Origin of the sequence: Palleronia marisminoris, from assembly GCF_900172315.1 — a bacterium.
GTDB lineage: Bacteria > Pseudomonadota > Alphaproteobacteria > Rhodobacterales > Rhodobacteraceae > Palleronia > Palleronia marisminoris.
This window is the reverse complement of the sequence record NZ_FWFV01000009.1, coordinates 1-20,191: the sequence shown is the minus strand read 5'-3', so window position 1 is coordinate 20,191 and position 20,191 is coordinate 1. Positions and strand designations below refer to the sequence as shown.

Below are 20,191 nucleotides of genomic sequence, written 5' to 3'. Positions count from 1 at the left end.
GCTAGTGCGCGGTCAGCGGTCTGTCTGCCCTTCGCCGGACAAGTCCTTCGCCTGTCCGACCCAGTCGTCGCGGCTCGCGCGGCCACGGGAGCCGACGATATTGCGATCGACCCAGGCCAGTTCCTCGGGCGTCCAGGCGGCGATCTGGTCGTAATGGTAGAAGCCCATCCCGTTCAGCGTCTCGGCCAGCTTGGGGCCGATTCCCCTGATCCTCTGCAGATTGTCCCCACCAGACCCGCGCGGGGCATCGAGGCGCGGCGGCTCTTTTGCTTCGCTCTCGGGCGCGTCCGCTCCGGCCGATCTGGCAGGCTCGTCGGCGGGGTCGTCCGACAACGGACCCTCGGCTGAGTGGGTCGGGCTTTGGCGGGACCTGGCGGTCCTGTCCACCTCGGTTTCTCCGGCGGGATGATACCCCCCGCCCTCGGGAGTGGAGTCCCCGGCCTCGGCGGTACCGGCAATACCACCCTCATCCGGACGGCCCGCATCGTCGGCGTCGGATTCCTGTATGGTCGTGGCTTCTTCGTTGACCTCTTTGCCCGCGCCGGGCTGTGCGCCAGGAGTCGGCTCATCGCTCATGCCGCTGGGCGACAGGAGGTCGTCGTTCACCGCCGGCGGCGCCGCGGCGGCCGAGTCCATCGCCGGATTCCACGGCGCACGCAGCGGCACCTCGGTTCCGTCGATCCGCTTGAGCGTGTCGCCGATCTCGGTCGCCAGGGCCACCGAGGCATTGGCCGCGTTGGCCTTGTCCATCTGCAGCGTCGTCGCGCCACCCGCAGGCTCGGAGGCGAAGCGTCCAATCTGAGAGCCCGGCGTCGGCACCTCGCCCGCTGCCATGCGGTCGAGCAGGCCCGCGAAGCTCTCGGCCGTCAGATCCTCGTAGTAGTCTTTGCCGATCTGGGCCATCGGCGCGTTGGCGCAGGCGCCAAGGCACTCGACCTCCTCCCACGAGAAGTTGCCGTCTGGCGAAAGCTGATGTGCCTTCGACGCGATTTTCTCGCGGCAGACGCCGATCAGGTCCTCTGCGCCGCAGATCATGCACGAGGTCGTGCCGCATACCTGGATATGGGCGACCGCGCCGACCGGCTGCAGCTGGAACATGAAGTAGAAGGTCGCGACCTCGAGCGCACGAATATAGGCCATGCCCAGCATCCCCGCGACACTCTCGATCGCGGGGCGCGAGAGCCAGCCTTCCTGCTCCTGCGCGCGCCACAACAGCGCGATGACCGCCGACGCCTGGCGCCCCTCGGGATATTTCGAGATCTGCGCCTCGGCCCATTTCTGATTTCCAGGCGTGAAGGCGAAGCTTTCGGGCTGCTCGTGATACAGGCGGCGGAGCATGGCGGGCCTCTTGTGATCCGTGTCGGGGCTGATCTAGCGAAGGTTTGCGGGAAGGGGAAGGCGAAGGGCCGCATTCGCGGCGTCTCGCGTCCCTCTCAGAAATACCGCAAGGTCAGGAACAGGCAGACGAACACGGCGATGCCCGACGGGACCATCATCCGGTTGCAGGCCCGGGTGAACCAGGTGTCGTGGCGGCCCTGCCCCATCCAGACGAGAAAGCAGGTCAGGAACGACAGGATCGCGAGCGGCGTCCCGATCAGAAGGAGCCATGCGAACGCGACGGCCATACGCTCCCCCTGCCCCGGACCGCCGCGGCGTCAGCGGTCCACCTCTCCGAACACGATGTCGAGCGAGCCGAGGATCGCCGAGACGTCGGCCAGCAAGTGCCCGCGGTTGAGGTAGTCCATCGCCTGCAGGTGCAGGTAGCCGGGTCCGCGCAGCTTGGCGCGGTAGGGCTTGTTGGTTCCGTCCGCGACGAGGTACACGCCGAATTCGCCCTTCGGCGCCTCGACACAGGCATAGATTTCGCCCTCGGGAACGTGGAAGCCTTCGGTGTAGAGCTTGAAGTGGTGGATCAGCGCTTCCATCGACGTCTTCATGTCGCCCCGGCGAGGAGGCGCAACCTTGCCGCTTGGCTGCACCGGGCCCTTGCCCTCGGGTGCCCGCAGCTTTTCGACAGCCTGGAGCATGATCTTCACCGATTCCCGCATCTCCTGCATGCGGAGCAGGTAGCGGTCGTAGCAATCGCCGGCCTTGCCAACGGGGATCTGGAACTCGAATTCGTCATACAGCTCGTAGGGTTGAGACCGGCGAAGGTCCCACGCCAGGCCCGATCCGCGCGCCATGACGCCGGAGAAGCCCCAATCCTGCACATCCTCGACGCTGACGATGCCGATATCGACGTTGCGCTGCTTGAAGATGCGGTTGTCGGTGATCAACCCGTCGATGTCGTTCAGCACCTTCGGGAAGGTGTGGCACCATTCCTCGATATCGTCGATCAGGTCGGGCGGAAGGTCCTGGTGAACGCCGCCGGGCCGGAAATACGCGGCGTGAAGACGGGCGCCGCTCGCGCGCTCGTAGAAGCCCATGAGCTTCTCGCGCTCTTCGAAACCCCAGAGCGGCGGCGTCAGCGCGCCCACGTCCATGGCCTGCGTGGTCACGTTCAGAAGGTGGTTCAAGATGCGGCCGATCTCGCAATACAGTACCCGGATCAGCGAGGCGCGGCGCGGAACCTCGGTTCCGGTCAGCCGCTCGATCGCGAGGCACCACGCATGTTCCTGGTTCATCGTGCCGACATAGTCGAGCCGGTCGAAATAGGGCAGGTTCTGAAGGTAGGTGCGGCTTTCCATCAGCTTCTCGGTCCCGCGATGCAGCAGGCCGATATGCGGGTCCACACGCTCGACGATCTCGCCGTCAAGCTCGAGCACCAGCCGCAGCACTCCGTGCGCCGCCGGGTGCTGAGGTCCGAAGTTGATGTTGAAGTTGCGGATCTTCTGTTCGCCCGTCTGGGCGTCGTCGAATTTGGTTCCGTCCATCATTTCAGACCTTCGTCAGGTGTTTCAGCCACCCCGCGGGCGGCGCGCCCGTACCATGGGCTACAACGTCGTATGTCAGGGCCGTGGAGTCCACGCCCTTCGCGATCAGGCGCGGTCGTCGAAGGCGTCCCGGAAGGCGACAATCCACAAAAGGATCAGCGCCCCCACCGGCAGGATCGCCAGTAGCGACACCCATTTCGAGATGCCGTAATTCGGCAGGATCCGCCAGAACGGCACCACCAGGAGAACCGCGAGGAACAGGAATCCGGTCAGCATGTTGCCCGTGGCCATGGAACCCATCATCACGTCCGCCCTCCGGTCCCAACCATCTCAGGCGCCTTCCTTCGACTTCTCGTCGCCCGGAAGCACGTAGTCGGCGCCTTCCCACGGGCTCATGAAGTCGAACTGCCTGTATTCCTGCACCAGGTCGACGGGCTCGTAGACCACGCGCTTGGCGGTCTCGTCATAGCGAACCTCGACATAGCCGGTCGTCGGAAAGTCCTTGCGCAGAGGATAGCCGCGGAAGCCATAGTCGGTGAGGATGCGGCGCAGGTCGGGATGGCCGGTGAAGATGATCCCGAACATGTCGAACACTTCGCGCTCGAACCAGTTGGCGGAGGGATGCACGCCGGTGACCGAAGCGGCCATCTCGTCCTCGCGGATCTGCGCCTTGAGGCGGATCCTGTGGTTCTGCCACATCGACAGGAAGTGATAGACAAGGTCGAACCGCGCCTCGCGGGCCGGGTGATCGACCGCGGTGATGTCGACCAGCGTCGTGAAACGGCAGGTCTTGTCCGTCTTCAAAAACTCGACCAGCGAGCGGATCGAGGCGAGCGCGACATCGACCGTCAACTCGCCATTCGTCACGTGGTAGCTCAGCACGCAATCCGGCCGGGCGTTCTTCACGTGCTCGCCCAATTCTAGAAGGGCCGTGTCGGGCATGGTCGCCTCCTTAGCGGGTGATGGTGCCGGTGCGGCGGATCTTCCGCTGCAACTGCAGGATACCGTAGAGCAGCGCCTCGGCCGTCGGCGGGCAGCCGGGCACGTACAGGTCCACCGGCACCACGCGGTCGCAGCCGCGCACGACCGAATAGCTGTAGTGATAGTAGCCGCCGCCGTTGGCGCAGGAGCCCATCGAGATCACGTAGCGCGGTTCGGGCATCTGGTCGTAGACCTTGCGCAGCGCCGGAGCCATCTTGTTGGTCAGCGTGCCGGCGACGATCATCACGTCCGACTGCCGCGGCGAGGCGCGGGGTGCGACGCCGAACCGTTCCGCATCGTAGCGCGGCATCGAGGTGTGCATCATCTCGATCGCGCAGCAGGCCAGGCCGAAGGTCATCCAGTGCAGCGACCCGGTCCGGGCCCAGTTGATGAGGTCATCGGCGGTGGTCAGCAGGAATCCCTTGTCCGTCAGCTCGCGGTTGAGCACCTGCGTGGCGTGCTCCTGGTCGGGACCAGCGGTCATGGCGGTCTTGGGGGTCGCGCCCGGGGTCACAGACATCTCATCATCCTCTTGCGGGAAGCGCGGGCCGACGCTCGGGGCGCGGATGCTCCGCTTTGCCACAAGCACGTATAATCGCGTGCCCCCGGCGTCAACGCGCAGCCGTCTGCGCGGATTGTCTCAGCTAGAAGCCGGCGTGGCGAACAAACCCTGCAGCGGCCCATTCGAAATCGTCACTCCCAGTCGAGAGCGCCCTTCTTCCATTCGTAGGCGAACCCGATGGTCAGGACGCCGAGGAAGGCCATCATCGACCAGAACGCCGCGTCCGTCATGGTCGAGAACGTCGTCGCCCACGGGAACAGGAACGCGATCTCGAGGTCGAAGATGATGAACAGGATCGAGACCAGGTAGAACCGCACGTCGAATTTCATCCGGGCGTCGTCGAACGCGTTGAAGCCGCATTCATAGGCCGACACCTTCTCCGAGTCGGGGTGCCGCACCGCAAGGATCGCCGCGGCCAGGATCAGCACCAGGCCGAGGGCGATCGCCAGCCCGAGAAGGATGAGGATCGGAAGATAGTCCCTGAGCATCGCGTCCATGGCGGTCCCGCCCTCCTTCAATGGTCAGGGCCGCAAATATCCCCCGGCATGGCTCGGGTCAACGCCCTATCCCGACGGGCAGATGACGCCAATGTCGCGAAACCGGACGGATCGTCCTGGCCCTGGCCTGATCCCGCGGCCTCAGTCCCAGGCCGGGTAGAAGTCCCGCTCGAACAGGAGTTCGGCCCCCTGGGGCGGCAGCGCGTCCTGAAACGACTCGCGCTCGGTGATCCGGTCATACCAGCGGGCCGTTTCAGGGAATTCATCGATCTGCGCGAAATGTCGTGCCATGTACACCGCCTGACCGACGGCAATGTCGGCGGCCGAAAAGCCGCTCGTCAGCAGATAGTCGCGATTTTCGACCGGGGTCGAAAGGCGGCCCTCGATCGCCGCATAGCATTTGCGCAGCCGCGCGGCCTCGAGCCGCATGATGAGGGGCGAGCGCATCTCGTCCTCGTAGAGCGCCACATGCTGTTGCGTCAGCGCCGCCGCATGCTGGGTCACGGTCTCGGCAAAGTGCAGCCACACGAGGAAATCCGGTCGGTCGATATCGCCCGGGGGTCGTCCGAGGCCCCGCTCGGGAAACCGCTCGCAGAGGATCTCTGCGATGGCGCCGGTTTCGAAGTAGACTTCACCGTCGAGTTCCAGCGCCGGCACCCGCCCCGCCGGGCTGAGCGACAGGTATTCCGGCTCACGCAGCGACCGATCGAAGGCGTGAACCCGCAGGCTGAAGGCCAGATCCAGCTCGTTCAAGAGCCAGAGGGTCCGCATCGAACGGGTCTGGTGGCAGTGATGGAGAACGATCATCGAGTCTCGCTTCTGTCTTGCTTGCGCATGGGGCGCCAAGTGGACGCGGCCGGTGGCGTGCCGCGCGCCTGGCGCCGGATAGCCGGGCGCGCGCAGATCTAGGGCGGCGGCGGGAGATGTGCCAGCCCCAGTTTTCACGGCCATGCTCGGGCCAGCAGAGATCGGGGTCAGCCCGGAGGGTCGAAGGCAGAGCCCCTCTCGCGCCATCCCAGCTCGCGCAGTGCCGCGCGATGGTGTTCGGCGGATCCTTCCGAAAAGCAGCAAAAGATCACATCGATCCCGCTGCCGTGCGTGGCGACGGTTTCAACCGCGACGCGGGCGGCCTCGCCCGACGGGTAGCCGTAGACCCCGGTCGAAATCGCCGGAAAGGCGATACTGCGACACCCCAGTTCCCGAGCCACCTCGAGCGATCGTCGGTAACATGACGCGAGCGCCTCTGGCTCGTCACGGTCGCCTCCGTGCCAGACCGGCCCAACGGTGTGGATGACGTGATCGGCCCTCAGCGCATGACCGCCCGTCGCCTTGGCGTCGCCGGTCTCGCACCCGCCAAGCCTGCGACACTCCTCGAGCAGTTGCGGCCCTGCCGCCCGGTGGATGGCGCCGTCCACGCCACCCCCGCCCAGGAGCGAGCGGTTCGCGGCGTTGACGATGGCATCGACCTCAAGCGTCGTGATGTCCGCGACGCGCACTTCCAGCATCACGCGCTCCTCTCCTCCAATGGCTCACCGTCGGGAGTCCTAATCCTCGGAATCGCTGTCGCTCGTCGCGGGCTCGTCCTCGGCCGAGGTCGCTTCTTCGCTGCTCGAAGATGACGTCTCTTCGGTATCGGACGCTTCGTCATCCGGCTCCGGCGCCGCCGTTTCAGGCCTCGGTTCAGGAGGGACGGTCTGTCGCGCTGGATCGTCACTTGCCGCGCTTTCGGGCATGTCAGGGGCCGGCGGCGGCGCATCCGCCGTTACGGGACCGGCCTGCGCCTCGGCGCCGAAGATCCGCTCGGCAAAGGTGCGGACGGCCTGAATGACGGGCTGGTCGGGATTTTCGCGGCACCGGACGGCAATTCCCGACACCACGTCGATAGGGTCGTCCGGTGACAGCGTCGCGTCTTCGAGCACCTCTTCGCCCGCATCGATCCGCCCCGCCATGTAGCCCATCGCCCAGTCACCCGCCTGTCCCAGGTAGGCCGCGTTCTCGGCACCGACGATGGCCCCGCAGGCAAGCCGCCCCACACCGCCTACCGGTGGTTCGGCCTCGGAATCCGGGGATCCGTCGTCCTGCGCGAAAGCAGGCAGGGCCACGAGACTGAAGATCAGGGCGTATCGCATGTCGGTTCTCCGTTGCGTCGTCTGGCGGTCCGCGGCAGGACCTTCTTACAGGATATTACGAGGCAGGCCGATGTTACGTTCCCGTATCAATCAGATCATCCGCGACGCAGACGAGCTGATCCGCTCTCACGGCTTCACGTTGCCACCCTTTGGAGCATGGTCCGACGCGGACGTCCGCGCCGCTGGACCCCAGAGTCACATTGTCGCCCGCCGGCTTGGCTGGGACGTGACGGATTACGGCTCCGGGCGGTTCGACGAGATGGGCCTCGCGCTCTTCACCCTGCGCAACGGCACGCTGAAGGATCTCCGCGCGGGGCAAGGCATGTGCTATGCCGAGAAGCTCCTGATCTCGCGCCATGACCAGTTGAGTCCGATGCACACCCACGTCGTGAAGGCCGAGGACATCATCAATCGCGGCGGCGCCATCCTCGCGGTCGAGCTGTTCGGCAGCACCCCCGACGGCGAATTCGCCCCTGACGCCGGTGGCACGGTCCTGTGCGATGGCGTCGAGCACACCTTCACCCCCGGCGAGGTCCTGCAACTGGCGCCCGGCCAGTCTGTGACGCTACGCCCCGGCGACTGGCACGCCTTCTGGGGCGATGGTGGTGACGTTCTGGTCGGCGAGGTCTCGACCGTCAACGACGACGAGACCGACAACATCTTCCGCGATCCGATCGGCCGCTTCGCGCAGGTCGAAGAGGACGAACCCGCCTACCGGCCCCTCGTCTCGGACTACGATCGCCTCTGCGGGGCGTGACGCACGGCCGGCCCCACGTCCGGTGCCGGCTGTCCTATCCATTGGTCCTCTCCGTCCGGGAACGTCAAATCCCGTTCAAGCGCGTGGCCGGATTGCAAAGTCCTGCGCCTCATCGACCAACGCCTCGAGGGGTTTCGCGATGTCGAGCGGCAGGACGTCGGCACCGGCTGGCGGTTCGAGATCGGCAAGCTGGCTGTCGATCAGGCTGGCGGGCATGTAGTGCCCGGGTCGTGCCGTCATGCGCTCTTCCACCAGGTCGCGCGCACCGTGCAGGTAGATGACGTCCATCTTACCAAGCTGGTCCTCGAGGCGCGCCCGGTAGACGTGCTTGAGGGCCGAGCAAGCGATGACAGCCGGAGATTCGCGTGCAAGGGCCGCCTCTGCCACGCGGTCGAGCCAGCCCCAGCGATCCGCGTCGGTCAACGGCTCGCCCCGCGCCATGCGCGCGACAGCATCGGGCGAATGGTATTCGTCAGCTTCGACAAGAGGATTGGCCAACCGTTCCGCCAAGCGCCCGGCAACGGACGACTTGCCCGTCCCGCAGATGCCCATGACCAGTACGTGACGCATGTTCACCCCCTCAGCGAGCGACAGTGTTTTCGTGACTGCATGGCATATGCACAGGGCTGCCATCGGGCAAGAATGAAATGGCCGAGCCGGAACCTCCACGGTCGCGGCGAGCCGAGCCCTGCCTGCCAGAGCCGGCTGCCCTGCGACGCAAGTCAAGGACCTGTCGGAGGTTCTCGAAGACAGGTCGATCGGCTTTCGGCCCCCGCGATGCATTCAAGCCAGCAGGGCGACAGCGTAGCGGCACAGGCGATCACCGGTCACCCCGCCAGGAAGCGGCTGAGCGCTTGCTGGAACATCTCGGGCCGTTCGCGCATCGGCCAGTGGCCGGTGGGCAGCGCGAGGTAGCGGCAGTCGGGAATGCGCTCGCGGGCGCGCTTGACGTGGACTGCCGGGACCAGCCGGTCGTACCGCCCCGCGACCAGAAGGGTCGGTGCGCCGATCCGGTGAAGCTCGGGCGTCAGGTCCGACTTCAGCCTGGCAGACGTCATTTCGGAGGCGAGGAAGGCATCGAAGCTGCGCCGTTGCACCTGCTGCCGGGCAGTGACGCGCAGTTCTTCGACCGCCTTGCGGCTGACCCGGTGCGGATCGCCGTAGCTCAGCCCCAAACCCAATCGAGCCGCGCGCGGACTGGCCGCGGCGATCCTGTAGGCCAGTGGCAGCGCCCCGGCCCGCAATGCCGCCCAAGCCAGCCGGTGATGGGGTGCACGCGACATCACGCCATAGGGACAGACGGCCACGAGACGGCGCACTCGCTCCGGCGCGTGGATCGCAACCCACAGCGCCATGCCACCGCCCATGCTGACCCCACCAAGATCCGCGCGCGCGACCCCCACCGCATCGAGAAAGCGCACCACCCAGTCGGCGAGGCGCGCCAGGTCCGGCCGCCCGCCGAGGGAGGCGCTGTCGCCGTATCCCGGCAGGTCCGGAACGATGACCCGGTGACTCTCGCGCATTGCCGAGGCCGTCAGCCGCCACGTCAACTCGGCCTGATCGAACCCCGCGCCGTGCAGCAGGACGAGCGGCGGCGCCTCGCGCGGCCCCGCGTCCACGTAGGCGACCGCGCGACCCGCAACCTGCGTGTGGCGATCTGCATAGGGCACGAACGAATCAGCTCGCGGCCTGTTCGTCCAGCCGTGCGACGCGCGCGCCCTGCTTGGCCGATGTGACCACGCCGAGGCTCTTGAGCTTGCGGTGCAGCGCCGACCGCTCCATCCCCACGAAGTTCGCCGTGCGGCTGATATTCCCGCCGAAGCGGTTGATCTGGGTCAGCAGGTACTCGCGCTCGAACAATTCGCGCGCCTCGCGCAGGGGCAGCGTGGCGAGCGAGCCCGAAAGGACCACCCTGCCCTGCTCGTCCGCCGGCTGGGCGTCGGGGCCGGGCAGTTCGGTGACGGCGATCTCGCCCTGTTCGGCGTCGCCCAGGATCAGCACACGTTCCATCATGTTCTTCAGCTGCCGGACATTGCCGGGCCAGATCATCGTCTGCAGCATCGCGGACGCTTCGCCGGACAGCTTGCGCATCGGCAGGCCCTGCTGGCGGTTGAACAGGCGCAGGAAGAAGTCGGCGAGTTCGGGGATGTCCTCGCGCCGGTCGTCGAGCGCGGGCACCTCGATCGGCACCACCGCGAGGCGGTGATAGAGTTCCGAGCGGAACTTGCCCTCGTCACACAGCGCCTGCAGGTCGCGGTTCGTCGACGAGACGAAGCGGATATCCACGCGGATCTTGTCCGCGCCGCCGACGCGGGTGAACGCCTGGTCGACCAGCACGCGCAGGATCTTGGACTGGGTGCCCAGCGGCATGTCCGCAACCTCGTCGAAGAACAGCACGCCCCCGTCGGCCTGCTCCAGCAGGCCCGGCTCGAGCCCGCGCTCGCCCTCGCGGCCGAACAGGGTTTCCTCCATCCGCTCGGGCTCGATCGCGGCGGCGCCGACGGTCACGAAGGGGTAGTCCGCGCGCCCGGAATTGGCGTGGATGTAGCGGGCGGCGAGTTCCTTGCCCGAGCCAGCGGGCCCGGTCAGCATGACGCGGCCGTTGGACCTCGTGACCTTGTCGAGCGAGGATTTCAGCGCGCGGAATGCCGGCGACGACCCCACCAGCTCGGGCGGCTCGGCATCGCGGCGGCGCAGTTCGACATTCTCGCGGCGCAGGCGCGAGGTCTCCATCGCGCGGCCGATCACCACCATCAGCTGGTCGATGTTGAACGGTTTCTCGATATAGTCGTAGGCGCCCTGCTTGATGGCCGCGACCGCGATCTCGATATTGCCGTGCCCCGAGATGATGATGACCGGCATCCCCGGGTAGTCGCGCTTGGCGATCTTGAGGATGTCGATCCCGTCCATGTCGGAATCCTTGAGCCAGATGTCGAGGATCATCAGCGAAGGCGGCTCCTTCTCGATCTCGGCCATGCACTCGCCCGAATTCGATGCCTTGCGGCAGGTGTAGCCTTCGTCCTCGAGGATATCCGCAACCAGTTCGCGAATATCGCGCTCGTCGTCCACGATCAGGATGTCGCCCATGAGTAGTCCGCCTCCTTTTTATTTGTCGTCTCTGCCGGCGCCTCTGCCGCCGGCAGCCGGATTTCCGCCCGCGCGCCACGATGGGCGCCGGGGGTGAACGGGTCGGCATCGACCAGGACAAGGGTGCCGCCGTGTTCTTCGATGATCTTCTTGACGATGGGCAGGCCCAGGCCCGTTCCCTCGTCGCGCGTGGTCACATACGGCTCGAAAAGCCGCGCGCGGTCCTCGGGCAGACCGATGCCGTTATCCTCGATGGTGATGAGGATCCCCGAGTGCTCGGCCGCCATGGTCACGCGCACCTCGGGGCGATACCCGTCGGGCGCGCCTTTCTTGATCAGGCTTTCCGTCGCCTCGCCCGCATTCTTGATGAGGTTCGTCAGCGCCTGCCCGATCATCGTCTCGTCGATCTCGGCCGTGACAGGCGCGGGTGGCAGGTCCGCGCGGATCTTCACCCCTTCCTGCCCCGCCTGCTGAAGCAGCACCGCGGATTCGACGATCCGCGTCATGTCGTGAAAGCGCCGGTCGGGCTCGGGCATCCGGGCGAACTGGCTGAACTCGTTGACGATGCGGCGCAGGCCTTCGGCCTGGCGCACGATCACCTCGGTCATCTGTTCGAGCTTCTCGGGCTCGGAGACTTCGCGGCTGAACTTGCGCTTGATGCGCCCCGCGGACAGCTGGATCGGGGTCAACGGGTTCTTGATCTCGTGTGCGATGCGCCGCGCCACGTCGCCCCAGGCCGCCATGCGCTGCGCCGCGACAAGGTCCGAGACGTCGTCGAAGGCCACCACGAACCCCTCGAGCGCGCCGTCCTCGGCCCGCCGTGTGGACATGCGCACCAGCAGCGCCTCGAGCACGCCGCGCCGCGAAACCTTCACCTCGGCCTGGACGCTTTCGTCGCGGCCCTCGGCGATGCGCTCGAACAGGGCGCCGAACTCGGGGATGGCGACGGTCAGGTGGGTTTCGCGCCCGCCTTCCTCGTCAAGCGCCAGCAACCGCTCGGCCGAGCGGTTCACGAAGGTCACACGGCCCTCCGGATCGACCCCGACGACACCTGCGGTCACCGATGACAGCACGCTGTCGAACAGGCGGCGGCGGCGGTCGATCTGATCGGCCGTGTCGAGCAGCGTCTCGCGCTGCGCCTTGAGCTGCCGGGTCATCTGGTTGAACAGCCGGCCGAGCAGCGAGATCTCGTCATCGCCGTCATCCTCCTTGACCTGAACGTCCAGATCGCCCGCCCCCACACGCTCGGCCGCGTCCGCAAGCTGCCCCACCGGGCGCGACAGGCGCTCGGCGAACCAGAGGCCCAACCAGATCGCGGCGAGGATCAGGATCACCGCGAACCCGATATAGAGAAGCCCGAACTCGAACAGCAGCTTCCCGCGGTCCGCTTCCAGCTGATTGTAGAGCCGCACCGAGTCCTGAGTGTCGTCGAGCAGCGCCAGAAGTTCGCCGTCCACGTCGCGCGAGACGTAGAGGTAGCGATCCTCGATCCCGCCAAGCGCGACGAGGGCGCGGAACTCGTTGATGTCCCAGTCCTCGATCACCACCGTCTCGCCGTTCGCGGCGGCCTCGATCGCGCCCTCGGGCGGGGTTTCGTAGTCGAAGAGATACGAGCCTTCGCCCCGCGCGCGGATCTCGGTCGTGCCGTCGATGACGTAGGCTTCGCTCAGGCCGCGCTGGATCTGCACCTGGCCTTGCCCCAGAAGCTGGCGCAGTTCGCCGTCGGACAGCTGGGCCCGGCCCAGTTGCGCGGCCGCGAGATAGCGCGCCAGGGCGTCGGCATCGGTGGCGAGACTGTCGCGCTGCTCGTCCTCGTAGGCTTCGGCGGCGGCAAGCGAGGCCCCCACCACCGACCGGATGCGGTCCGAAAACCACCCTTCGAGCCCGAAATTGATGGTCACCGCGGCAAAAATCGCGACCGTTACGGTGGGCACGAGCGCGATCAGGGCGAAGACGCCGGTCAGCCGCAGGTGCAGGCGCGATCCGGCCGATTGTGCCCGCCGCGCCGCGACCATCCGGGCCAACGTCATCAGCACCAGCGTCGCCAGCGCGATCACGTAGACGAGGTCGGCCAGCAGGACCAGCCGCAGCGCCAAGCCGGTCGAGCCGCCATCGAGCGGACCAAGCACCAGATAGGTGGCGACGGCCAGCACCGGCCCGAGTGCGACCAGCCCGATCGTGGCCGCGTTCTGCAACCTCTTGCGCCGCCGCAACCGTACCAATCGGTCCCAGCCAGGCATCCCGACAGGATGCGCCATGGACGACTCCCGAAACACAGGCGCACCACGTGCGCCGTTACCGCTCTACGTGGCTCGTTGAAGGTGGGGTCTTTGCCCCATCGGCCACGCTATTGTTGCAGCTTTACATCAACTTCCGGCGGCGTGTCACGCTAATATCGAGGTCCGTGATCTTCTTTCTGAGCGTATTGCGGTTAATTCCCAGCAAATCGGCGCATTTCGCCTGGTTGCCGCCTGTCGCGTCCAGCGCGATCTCGATCAGCGGCGCTTCGACCTCGCGCAAGATGCGTTGGTAGAGGCCGGGGGCCGGCAGCACCCCGCCATGAAGGTCGAAATATCGGCGCAAATGCCGCGCGACCGACGCTTGCAGGCGGTCGCCGTCGCCGCCGCCCTTCAGGGGCTCCATCGCGGGCTGGTTGCCAAGCACCGCCTCGGCTTCGTCGCGGCCGATCTCGCCCTCGCCGCCGGTCAGCGTCAGGCGCCGCACGGTGTTTTCGAGCTGGCGCACGTTGCCGGGCCAGGAATAGCGCCGGATCAGCTCCATCGCGTCGTCCGAGAACACGCGCTGCGGCATCCCGTCCCGCTCCGCCTTCAGCAGGAAATGTTCGGCCAGAAGCGGGATGTCCTCGACCCGTTCGCGCAATGCGGGCAAGGTCAGCGTAACCCCCGCCAGACGATAGAACAGATCCTGACGGAAGTGCCCTGCCTCCATCCGCTGGGCCAGATCGCCCTGCGTGGTGGCCATCACCCGCGGCGCCCCCTCGCGGAGCGTATCGAGCATCCGCACGGTCCTGACCTGCGCCTCGGGATCGAGATCTCCGACCTCGTCGAAAAGGATCGTGCCGCCGCGTGCTTTGGACAGCATGGTCGCAGGTCCGTCGATCGACGTGAAATCGGCCGCGCCGGCAACGACGAACGGCATCGAACGCCGGTCCGAGAAATCGTGGACCGCTCGCGCGACAAGGCTTTTGCCTGTGCCGCTTTCGCCCATGACCAGAACCGGCAGGTCCGTGTTCATCACGCGCGCGACGAGGCGGTAGAGCTCCTGCATCGCCGGGGTGCGCCCGACGAGGGGCAGATCCCCCGCGGCACCGGGGCTCTCGGCCCGCCCTGGCGCAATAGCCTTGCGCGGCGAGTCGAGCGCCTTGGCCGCCCGTTTCATCAGGTCCGGCAGATCGAACGGCTTGGGCAGGTAGTCGAACGCCTCCTTCTCGGCCGCCTTGATGGCCGTGGTGATCGTGTTCTGCGCCGAGATCACGATCACCGGCAGGCCCGGCCGGCGTTGGGTGATCTCGGGCAGCGCGTCCAGCCCGTTGCCATCGGGCATGACCACGTCCGAGATCACGAGGTCGCCCTTGCCCTCGTCGACCCACCGCATCAGCGTCACCATGGACGAGGTCGCGTGGACCTTGCAGCCCGCGCGGGTCAGCGCCTGGGTCAGCACGGTGCGGATGGTGCGGTCGTCGTCGGCGACAAGAACGGTGCCGTCCATGGTCTCTCCTCAGGTATCGGGGGCTAGCGGAAGCGACATGCGGAACGCCGTCCGCCCGGGGCGGCTTTCCACGGCGATCAGACCATCATGGTCGCTGATGATCTTCGAGACGAGCGCGAGGCCAAGCCCGGTGCCGTTCTCCTTGCCGGACACGAAGGGATCGAAGATCGACTCCATCAGGTCGGCGGGCATGCCGGGGCCGTCGTCGATCACCTCGACCTGCAACGGCACGACGGCGGTATCCCCGTCCGCGAGGCGCACGCGCAAGCCGTGGTCGTAGAAGGTGCGCACGGTGATCGTCCCGCCCTCGGGTCCGGCAGCCTCGGCCGAGTTCTTGATGATGTTGAGGAACACCTGCTGCAGCTGGTCCTGGTCCACGTGTGCGAACGGCAGCGAAGGGTCGTATTCCGCGACCAGCCGCATATGCGCGGCAAAACCAAGGGCGGCGCTTTTCCGGGTGCGGTCGAGGATGTCGTGCAGGTTCACCGCGCGCCGTTCGGGCGGGCGCAGGTTGCCGAACTGCTCGACCTGGTCGATCAGCGCGACGATCCGGCGGCACTCGCCCACGATCAGGTCGGTCAGCTCGCGGTCGGCGCTGTCGAGGCTCATGGCCAGCAGCTGCGCGGCGCCGGTGATCCCGGCCAACGGGTTCTTGATCTCGTGGCCCAGCATCTCGGCCATGCCGATGGCCGACCGCGCCGACGAGCGCGCCTGCTTCGCCTTCTGCAGCCGTCCCGCAACCTGTTGCGGCGTCAGAAGCAGCAGAACGTCGCCCTCGGTCCCCAGCATCGGGGCGACCTGGATGTCGCAGGTCTCGGGCGGGCGGTTGCCCGAGCTGACCATGACCGTGTTGACGAAGAGCGGGCCGCCGTTGACGCGCACCCGGCCGAACGCCTCGTCGAGGGGCGCGTCGATGAAGATGCGGTCGAAGACCGGCGCGGCTCGCAACAACTTCGCCGACGTCATGAGGAAATCCTCGGCCGCCGCATTCACGTCGAGGATGCGGTCATCGGCGTCGAGCAAAAGCGCCGGAAACGGCAGGGATGCCCAGAGCTGACCGTCGAACGTCATCGCGGGACCTCCGCTCCATCCGCGCGCGCTGACGTGCCGATCATGCTGCGACCCTCGCATCGCCGAGCGCATCGGGCAGAAGCGCCGCGACCCGCTCGGGACTGCCGGCGGTCAGGATGGCGCGGCGGAACGACGTCTCCGGGGCCAGCGCATCAAGGTACCAACCCAGGTGCTTGCGCACGACCTTGGCGCCCAGTTCGCGGCCGTAGAAGGCGCAGGACGCCTCGACATGGCCCGCGACGAGTTCCACGACCTCCGCCGGACCCGGCAGGTCGGGAGCGGGGGTACCGTGGATCGCGGCGGCGATCTCGGCCAGAAGCCAGGGACGGCCCTGCACGCCACGGCCGATCATCACGCCGTCGGCGCCCGAGGCCTCCAACGCCGCGCGGGCGTCGGCGCTGGAACGGATGTCGCCATTCGCGACCACCGGGATCGAAACGGCGCGCTTGACTGCGCCGATCGCCGCCCAGTCGGCGCGGCCGGTGTAGAACTGGCAGCGCGTACGTCCGTGGACGACGATCATCCGCACGCCGGCCGCTTCGGCCCGCGCGGCGATCTCGGCGGCGTTCATCATTCCGTCGTCCCAGCCGAGCCGCATCTTCAGCGTCACCGGCACCTCGACCGCCTCGGCGACGGCCTCGATCAGCGACAGGGCGTGGTCCGGCTCGCGCATGAGCGCCGAGCCGGACAGCCCGTTCACCACCTTCTTGGCCGGACATCCCATGTTGATATCGACGATCCGCGCGCCGGCCCCGACGACCCGCCGTGCGGCTTCGGCCATCCACCGTGCCTCGCGTCCGGCGATCTGGACGCTGGTCCGTCCCCGATCCAGCCCCAGCGCGGCCCGTTCGCGCACGCCCGGCTTGCCCTGGACCATCTCCTGGCTTGCGACCATTTCACTCACCACGAGGCCGGCGCCGAAACGGCATACGAGGTCGCGGAACGGCAGGTCGGTGATACCGGCCATCGGGGCCAGGAAAACCGGCGGAGCAAGGTCAAGCGCGGCGAATGGGGAGGTCACGGGGTGTTCGATGCCTAATCTATAAGCGTTTGCACATTCGCTTATCGCCCCCGGAAAACCAAGGCAAATCGGGATCCAAGTCGGACACGCGAAAAACACGATCTGCCCAAAAGTCGGGCAACAATTGCCGCATCCGCAAGGTAAACGCTTCAAATGCACGGTAAACGTGAAGGAATCGTCATGCCCAATGTGTCCACGACTGCCGCTGTCCTCGTTGCTGCAGGGCGCGGATCACGCGCCGGGGGAGGCCTTCCAAAACAATGGCGTACGCTGGGTGGCCGCACCGTCGCCGCCCATTCGATCGACGCGTTCCGCGCCCATGCGCGGGTCGATCACGTCGTCCTGGTCCTGCACCCCGACGACATGGGACTCGCGCCGGGGTGGCAAATGTGGCCGGACATGGACGTCGTGGCGGGTGGCGCCACGCGGGCCGAATCCGTTCGGGCCGGGCTGGATGCACTGCTGTCCATGGCGCCGCAGCACGTGCTGATCCACGACGTCGCACGCCCGTTGGTGACGGCCGACCTGATCGACCGGGTGATCGATGCGTTGGCCGAAACTCCGGGCGCGGCCCCTGCCCTGCCGGTGGTCGATGCGCTCTGGCTCGGCGAAGACGGCCGTGTTGCCGGGACGCAGGACCGCACCGGGCTGTGGCGCGCACAGACGCCGCAGGGGTTCCACTACTCAGCCATCCGCGACGCACATGCCGCGGCCGACTCGGATGCAGCCGACGATGTCGCCGTGGCGCGGGCGGCGGGGCTGGACGTTTCCATCGTCGAGGGCGATGAAAGGAACCTGAAGATCACCGGGCCCGCCGATTTCGCGCGGGCCGAGCAACTGCTGCGAGGTCCAATGGATATCCGCGTCGGCAACGGCTTCGACGTCCACGCCTTCACCGAAGGGGACCACGTGATTCTCTGCGGCGTCGAGATCCCGCATGATCGCGCCCTTCTCGGGCATTCCGATGCCGATGTCGGGATGCACGCGGTGACGGATGCGATCTACGGCGCGCTCGCGGCGGGCGACATCGGGCGCCACTTTCCGCCCTCGGACCCGAAATGGAAGGGTGCCGAAAGCCGCATCTTCCTCGCCCATGCCCGCGATCTGGCGGCACAGCACGGGCTGAGGCTGGGCAATGCCGACCTGACGCTGATCTGCGAGGCACCCAAGATAGGCCCGCACGCCGAAGAGATGGCCGAGCGGCTCGCGGAGATCCTCGAGGCGGACGCCTCGCGCATCTCGGTCAAGGCAACCACGTCCGAGAAACTGGGCTTCCCGGGCCGCCAAGAGGGGATCGCCGCCATCGCCACCGTCTCGCTGCTCTCGATATGAGCCGAATCGTCGCCACCTTCTTCTTCGTCGGCCTCATGAAACCGGCGCCCGGCACATGGGGCTCGCTGGCCGCCCTGCCCGCCTTCTTCGCGCTGCACGTGCTGGGCGGGCCGTGGCTCTGCGTGATCGGAATCGTGGTCGCCTATGCGCTTGGCCACTGGGCGACGGCGCGCGAGACGGCGCGGGTCGGGATCGAGGATCCCGGCTGGATCGTGATCGACGAGGTGGCGGGGCAATGGGTCGCCCTCTTGCCGCTGACCTTCGGCGCGGCGAGCGTGGGCGTGGGAATCGGCGCGCTCTGGCCCGGCTGGATCGCGGCGTTCGCCCTGTTCCGGCTGTTCGACATCTGGAAACCCGGCCCGGTCGGCGCCGTGGACCGACGCGGCGACGTGACGGGCGTAATGCTCGACGATATCGTCGCCGGAGCAATGGCGGCGATCTGCGTCATTCTGCTGGCCGTGATCGCACATGGAGCGATCCTGCTGTGACCCTTGCCGAGGCAGTCCTTGCGGCGGCCAAGGCGCGGGGGGCGCTTCTTGTCACGGCCGAAAGCTGCACCGCCGGCATGATCGCCGCGGCCCTGACCGATCCGGCCGGCGCCTCTTCGGTGTTCGACCGAGGCTTCGTAACATATTCCAATGCCGCCAAGATCCAGATGCTGGGCGTTTCGGAGGCGACGCTCGCGGCCCGTGGCGCCGTCTCGGAGGAGGTCGCACGCGAGATGGCCGAAGGAGCGAGGTCGCGCTCGGGCGCCACCCATGCGGTCGCCGTGACCGGCATCGCAGGCCCAGGCGGATCGGAGCACAAGCCCGAGGGGCGGGTCTGTTTCGGCCTCGCCACCGAAGAGGGCACCCGAACCGAAACGGTAGAGTTCGGCGCAATCGGTCGCGGCCCCGTCCGCGCCGCCTCCCGCGATCACGCCCTGCGCCTTCTGGCCGACTCCCTGGGCTGACTTAACCGTAGCGCTTGGAGGCCTCGCGTTCGAAGGCGCGCACGATGCGCTGCATCGCGTCGTTGAAGAACATCTGCGCCGCCGAGCCCAGTATGCGGCTCTTGAACTCGAAATCCACGTCAAACAGCACTTCGCAGCCGCCGCCCTCGACATCGCGGAAGGCCCAGGTCGAGTTCATGTGACGGAAGGGGCCGTTCAGGTACTCGGTGTCGATCCGCATCTCCTCGCGATCCCTGGTCACGCGACTGCGGAACCGCTCGCGGAACACCTTGAACGAGATCACCAGGTCGGCCTCGAGCACCTCGCCGGTATCGGTCTCGCGCTGCGAGGTGATCCGGGCGGCCGAGATCCAGGGGATGAAATTCGGATAGCTCTCCACGTCGCCCACCAGATCGTACATCTGCTGGGCCGTGTAGGGCAGCTTGCGGGTTTCGTGATGCTTCGGCATATCTCTCCGGGGTCGGCCTCGCCGAGGATTTCGACCGATCCGATCCATAAATCAAGGGCTGCGGCATGGAGCGACCGAATTACCACGTCGAAGAGATGATCTCGGCCAAGACGATCGCCGCCCGGATCGAGGCCCTCGCCCGCGAGATCGAGCGGCATTTCGCCGGCACAGAGCAGCTTGTCGTGGTCGGCCTCCTGCGCGGGTCCTTCGTGTTCATCGCCGACCTCGTGCGCGAGTTGAAGCTGCCGGTCGAGGTCGATTTCCTCGAGGCGTCGTCCTACGGCAACTCGATGGAAAGCTCGCGCGAGGTGCGCATCCTGAAGGACCTGCGCGGCAAGATCGCCGGCCGTGACGTGCTGGTGGTCGAGGACATCGTGGACACGGGCTTTACGCTGCACCACGTTCTCGGGCTCTTGCGGCAGCGCGGTCCCGCCCGGCTCGAGACCATTGCGCTTCTCGACAAGCCGTCGCGGCGCGAGGTCGATGTCAAGGCAACTTGGACCGGCTTCGAAATCCCTGACGAGTTCGTCGTGGGCTACGGTATCGACTACGCGCAGCGCGACCGGAACCTGCCGCACATAGGGCGGGTGGTCATGGAGTGATCCAATTGGCCATCATGGGAACTTGACGCGCGCGCGCTAGGTGCTGTGATGATTTCGTTCGACCACATTTCAACAGGGAACATAACGATGAGAAGACTGATAGCCACGTCCCTCGCTCTCGGGACCATCGCCACCGTCGCCCTTGCCCAG

General features: G+C 66.9%; 23 protein-coding genes. 5 read left to right on the top strand and 18 right to left on the bottom strand.

Annotation, left to right across the window (positions count from 1 at the left end; genetic code table 11):
* Nucleotides 1-12 precede the first annotated feature (12 nt).
* The 10 genes from PAM7066_RS14340 to PAM7066_RS14295 all read right to left on the bottom strand — a co-directional run bounded on the left by PAM7066_RS14340 (nt 13) and on the right by PAM7066_RS14295 (nt 7,042).
* Nucleotides 13-1,338: an NADH-quinone oxidoreductase subunit E gene (locus PAM7066_RS14340; RefSeq protein WP_085854921.1), complete on the bottom strand. Its 1,326-nt coding sequence runs from the start codon at nt 1,336-1,338 to the stop codon at nt 13-15.
* A gap of 95 nt (nt 1,339-1,433) precedes the next feature.
* On the bottom strand, nt 1,434-1,625 hold the full coding sequence (locus PAM7066_RS14335) for a hypothetical protein (RefSeq protein ID WP_085854920.1): 192 nt from the start codon (nt 1,623-1,625) through the stop codon (nt 1,434-1,436).
* Between the two features lie 30 nt (nt 1,626-1,655).
* Nucleotides 1,656-2,873 carry an NADH-quinone oxidoreductase subunit D gene (locus PAM7066_RS14330; protein ID WP_175484688.1) on the bottom strand — a complete coding sequence of 406 codons (1,218 nt, stop codon included), beginning with the start codon at nt 2,871-2,873 and terminating at the stop codon, nt 1,656-1,658.
* A gap of 105 nt (nt 2,874-2,978) precedes the next feature.
* Complete coding sequence (locus tag PAM7066_RS14325) at nt 2,979-3,176, bottom strand: hypothetical protein (RefSeq protein WP_245749715.1); 198 nt, start codon at nt 3,174-3,176, stop codon at nt 2,979-2,981.
* A 27-nt stretch (nt 3,177-3,203) separates the two neighbouring features.
* Entirely contained in the window at nt 3,204-3,815 is a 612-nt protein-coding gene (locus PAM7066_RS14320) for an NADH-quinone oxidoreductase subunit C (protein WP_085854918.1), read from the bottom strand.
* 10 nt (nt 3,816-3,825) lie between these two features.
* Nucleotides 3,826-4,338 carry a NuoB/complex I 20 kDa subunit family protein gene (locus tag PAM7066_RS14315; RefSeq protein WP_090929480.1) on the bottom strand — a complete coding sequence of 171 codons (513 nt, stop codon included), beginning with the start codon at nt 4,336-4,338 and terminating at the stop codon, nt 3,826-3,828.
* Nucleotides 4,339-4,547: 209 nt separating this feature from the next.
* On the bottom strand, nt 4,548-4,913 hold the full coding sequence (locus PAM7066_RS14310; protein ID WP_085854916.1) for an NADH-quinone oxidoreductase subunit A: 366 nt from the start codon (nt 4,911-4,913) through the stop codon (nt 4,548-4,550).
* 141 nt (nt 4,914-5,054) lie between these two features.
* The gene (locus PAM7066_RS14305) at nt 5,055-5,720 is read right to left on the bottom strand and encodes a glutathione S-transferase family protein (protein ID WP_085854915.1); all 666 of its coding nucleotides are present in this window, start codon (nt 5,718-5,720) and stop codon (nt 5,055-5,057) included.
* A gap of 167 nt (nt 5,721-5,887) precedes the next feature.
* Nucleotides 5,888-6,418: an O-acetyl-ADP-ribose deacetylase gene (locus tag PAM7066_RS14300; protein WP_085854914.1), complete on the bottom strand. Its 531-nt coding sequence runs from the start codon at nt 6,416-6,418 to the stop codon at nt 5,888-5,890.
* Between the two features lie 39 nt (nt 6,419-6,457).
* On the bottom strand, nt 6,458-7,042 hold the full coding sequence (locus PAM7066_RS14295; protein ID WP_085854913.1) for a hypothetical protein: 585 nt from the start codon (nt 7,040-7,042) through the stop codon (nt 6,458-6,460).
* Nucleotides 7,043-7,112: 70 nt separating this feature from the next.
* Between PAM7066_RS14295 and PAM7066_RS14290 the strand changes: the two genes are divergently transcribed.
* Nucleotides 7,113-7,799 carry a D-lyxose/D-mannose family sugar isomerase gene (locus PAM7066_RS14290; protein ID WP_085854912.1) on the top strand — a complete coding sequence of 229 codons (687 nt, stop codon included), beginning with the start codon at nt 7,113-7,115 and terminating at the stop codon, nt 7,797-7,799.
* A gap of 75 nt (nt 7,800-7,874) precedes the next feature.
* On the opposite strand, the gene PAM7066_RS14285 is transcribed toward PAM7066_RS14290, so the two are convergent.
* The 7 genes from PAM7066_RS14285 to dusB all read right to left on the bottom strand — a co-directional run bounded on the left by PAM7066_RS14285 (nt 7,875) and on the right by dusB (nt 16,707).
* Nucleotides 7,875-8,369, bottom strand: a complete 495-nt coding sequence (locus tag PAM7066_RS14285) for a gluconokinase (protein WP_085854911.1) — start codon at nt 8,367-8,369, stop codon at nt 7,875-7,877.
* Between the two features lie 257 nt (nt 8,370-8,626).
* Entirely contained in the window at nt 8,627-9,469 is an 843-nt protein-coding gene (locus PAM7066_RS14280; RefSeq protein WP_085854910.1) for an alpha/beta fold hydrolase, read from the bottom strand.
* Nucleotides 9,470-9,476: 7 nt separating this feature from the next.
* Entirely contained in the window at nt 9,477-10,886 is a 1,410-nt protein-coding gene (gene ntrX / locus PAM7066_RS14275; protein WP_085854909.1) for a nitrogen assimilation response regulator NtrX, read from the bottom strand.
* Nucleotides 10,871-13,144 (bottom strand): sensor histidine kinase NtrY-like, encoded by a 2,274-nt coding sequence (locus tag PAM7066_RS14270; protein ID WP_085854908.1) that lies wholly within the window; start codon nt 13,142-13,144, stop codon nt 10,871-10,873. The genes ntrX and PAM7066_RS14270 overlap by 16 nt, the downstream gene beginning before the upstream one ends.
* A gap of 103 nt (nt 13,145-13,247) precedes the next feature.
* On the bottom strand, nt 13,248-14,615 hold the full coding sequence (locus PAM7066_RS14265; RefSeq protein WP_085854907.1) for a response regulator: 1,368 nt from the start codon (nt 14,613-14,615) through the stop codon (nt 13,248-13,250).
* 9 nt (nt 14,616-14,624) lie between these two features.
* Nucleotides 14,625-15,686: a two-component system sensor histidine kinase NtrB gene (locus tag PAM7066_RS14260; RefSeq protein WP_085854906.1), complete on the bottom strand. Its 1,062-nt coding sequence runs from the start codon at nt 15,684-15,686 to the stop codon at nt 14,625-14,627.
* A 40-nt stretch (nt 15,687-15,726) separates the two neighbouring features.
* On the bottom strand, nt 15,727-16,707 hold the full coding sequence (dusB, locus tag PAM7066_RS14255; RefSeq protein ID WP_276326089.1) for a tRNA dihydrouridine synthase DusB: 981 nt from the start codon (nt 16,705-16,707) through the stop codon (nt 15,727-15,729).
* A gap of 180 nt (nt 16,708-16,887) precedes the next feature.
* On the opposite strand from dusB, the gene PAM7066_RS14250 reads away from it, so the two are divergent.
* From PAM7066_RS14250 to PAM7066_RS14240, 3 genes are read left to right on the top strand one after another with little or no spacing between them, the layout of a single operon-like run.
* Complete coding sequence (locus tag PAM7066_RS14250; protein WP_085854905.1) at nt 16,888-18,039, top strand: bifunctional 2-C-methyl-D-erythritol 4-phosphate cytidylyltransferase/2-C-methyl-D-erythritol 2,4-cyclodiphosphate synthase; 1,152 nt, start codon at nt 16,888-16,890, stop codon at nt 18,037-18,039.
* On the top strand, nt 18,036-18,527 hold the full coding sequence (locus PAM7066_RS14245) for a phosphatidylglycerophosphatase A family protein (RefSeq protein WP_085854904.1): 492 nt from the start codon (nt 18,036-18,038) through the stop codon (nt 18,525-18,527). Before PAM7066_RS14250 ends, PAM7066_RS14245 begins: the two co-directional genes overlap by 4 nt.
* Entirely contained in the window at nt 18,524-18,991 is a 468-nt protein-coding gene (locus PAM7066_RS14240; RefSeq protein WP_085854903.1) for a CinA family protein, read from the top strand. The genes PAM7066_RS14245 and PAM7066_RS14240 overlap by 4 nt, the downstream gene beginning before the upstream one ends.
* Before the next feature lies 1 nt (nt 18,992).
* Here PAM7066_RS14240 and PAM7066_RS14235 read toward each other — a convergent pair whose 3' ends face one another.
* A complete protein-coding gene (locus tag PAM7066_RS14235) occupies nt 18,993-19,439 on the bottom strand; it encodes a type II toxin-antitoxin system RatA family toxin (protein ID WP_085854902.1) in 447 nt (148 codons plus the stop codon).
* Nucleotides 19,440-19,504: 65 nt separating this feature from the next.
* On the opposite strand from PAM7066_RS14235, the gene hpt reads away from it, so the two are divergent.
* Nucleotides 19,505-20,041 (top strand): hypoxanthine phosphoribosyltransferase, encoded by a 537-nt coding sequence (hpt, locus tag PAM7066_RS14230; protein ID WP_085854901.1) that lies wholly within the window; start codon nt 19,505-19,507, stop codon nt 20,039-20,041.
* The last annotated feature ends 150 nt before the right edge of the window (nt 20,042-20,191 follow it).

Excerpts from the sequence above, each read along its gene's own strand:
- PAM7066_RS14340 (WP_085854921.1), bottom strand. The coding sequence starts at position 1,338 with ATGCTCCGCCGCCTGTATCACGAGCAGCCCGAAAGCTTCGCCTTCACG.
- PAM7066_RS14335 (WP_085854920.1), bottom strand. The coding sequence starts at position 1,625 with ATGGCCGTCGCGTTCGCATGGCTCCTTCTGATCGGGACGCCGCTCGCG.
- PAM7066_RS14330 (WP_175484688.1), bottom strand. The coding sequence starts at position 2,873 with ATGGACGGAACCAAATTCGACGACGCCCAGACGGGCGAACAGAAGATC.
- PAM7066_RS14325 (WP_245749715.1), bottom strand. The coding sequence starts at position 3,176 with ATGATGGGTTCCATGGCCACGGGCAACATGCTGACCGGATTCCTGTTC.
- PAM7066_RS14320 (WP_085854918.1), bottom strand. The coding sequence starts at position 3,815 with ATGCCCGACACGGCCCTTCTAGAATTGGGCGAGCACGTGAAGAACGCC.
- PAM7066_RS14315 (WP_090929480.1), bottom strand. The coding sequence starts at position 4,338 with ATGACCGCTGGTCCCGACCAGGAGCACGCCACGCAGGTGCTCAACCGC.
- PAM7066_RS14310 (WP_085854916.1), bottom strand. The coding sequence starts at position 4,913 with ATGGACGCGATGCTCAGGGACTATCTTCCGATCCTCATCCTTCTCGGG.
- PAM7066_RS14305 (WP_085854915.1), bottom strand. The coding sequence starts at position 5,720 with ATGATCGTTCTCCATCACTGCCACCAGACCCGTTCGATGCGGACCCTC.
- PAM7066_RS14300 (WP_085854914.1), bottom strand. The coding sequence starts at position 6,418 with ATGCTGGAAGTGCGCGTCGCGGACATCACGACGCTTGAGGTCGATGCC.
- PAM7066_RS14295 (WP_085854913.1), bottom strand. The coding sequence starts at position 7,042 with ATGCGATACGCCCTGATCTTCAGTCTCGTGGCCCTGCCTGCTTTCGCG.
- PAM7066_RS14290 (WP_085854912.1), top strand. The coding sequence starts at position 7,113 with ATGTTACGTTCCCGTATCAATCAGATCATCCGCGACGCAGACGAGCTG.
- PAM7066_RS14285 (WP_085854911.1), bottom strand. The coding sequence starts at position 8,369 with ATGCGTCACGTACTGGTCATGGGCATCTGCGGGACGGGCAAGTCGTCC.
- ntrX (WP_085854909.1), bottom strand. The coding sequence starts at position 10,886 with ATGGGCGACATCCTGATCGTGGACGACGAGCGCGATATTCGCGAACTG.
- PAM7066_RS14270 (WP_085854908.1), bottom strand. The coding sequence starts at position 13,144 with ATGGCGCATCCTGTCGGGATGCCTGGCTGGGACCGATTGGTACGGTTG.
- PAM7066_RS14265 (WP_085854907.1), bottom strand. The coding sequence starts at position 14,615 with ATGGACGGCACCGTTCTTGTCGCCGACGACGACCGCACCATCCGCACC.
- PAM7066_RS14260 (WP_085854906.1), bottom strand. The coding sequence starts at position 15,686 with ATGACGTTCGACGGTCAGCTCTGGGCATCCCTGCCGTTTCCGGCGCTT.
- PAM7066_RS14250 (WP_085854905.1), top strand. The coding sequence starts at position 16,888 with ATGCCCAATGTGTCCACGACTGCCGCTGTCCTCGTTGCTGCAGGGCGC.
- PAM7066_RS14245 (WP_085854904.1), top strand. The coding sequence starts at position 18,036 with ATGAGCCGAATCGTCGCCACCTTCTTCTTCGTCGGCCTCATGAAACCG.
- PAM7066_RS14235 (WP_085854902.1), bottom strand. The coding sequence starts at position 19,439 with ATGCCGAAGCATCACGAAACCCGCAAGCTGCCCTACACGGCCCAGCAG.
- hpt (WP_085854901.1), top strand. The coding sequence starts at position 19,505 with ATGGAGCGACCGAATTACCACGTCGAAGAGATGATCTCGGCCAAGACG.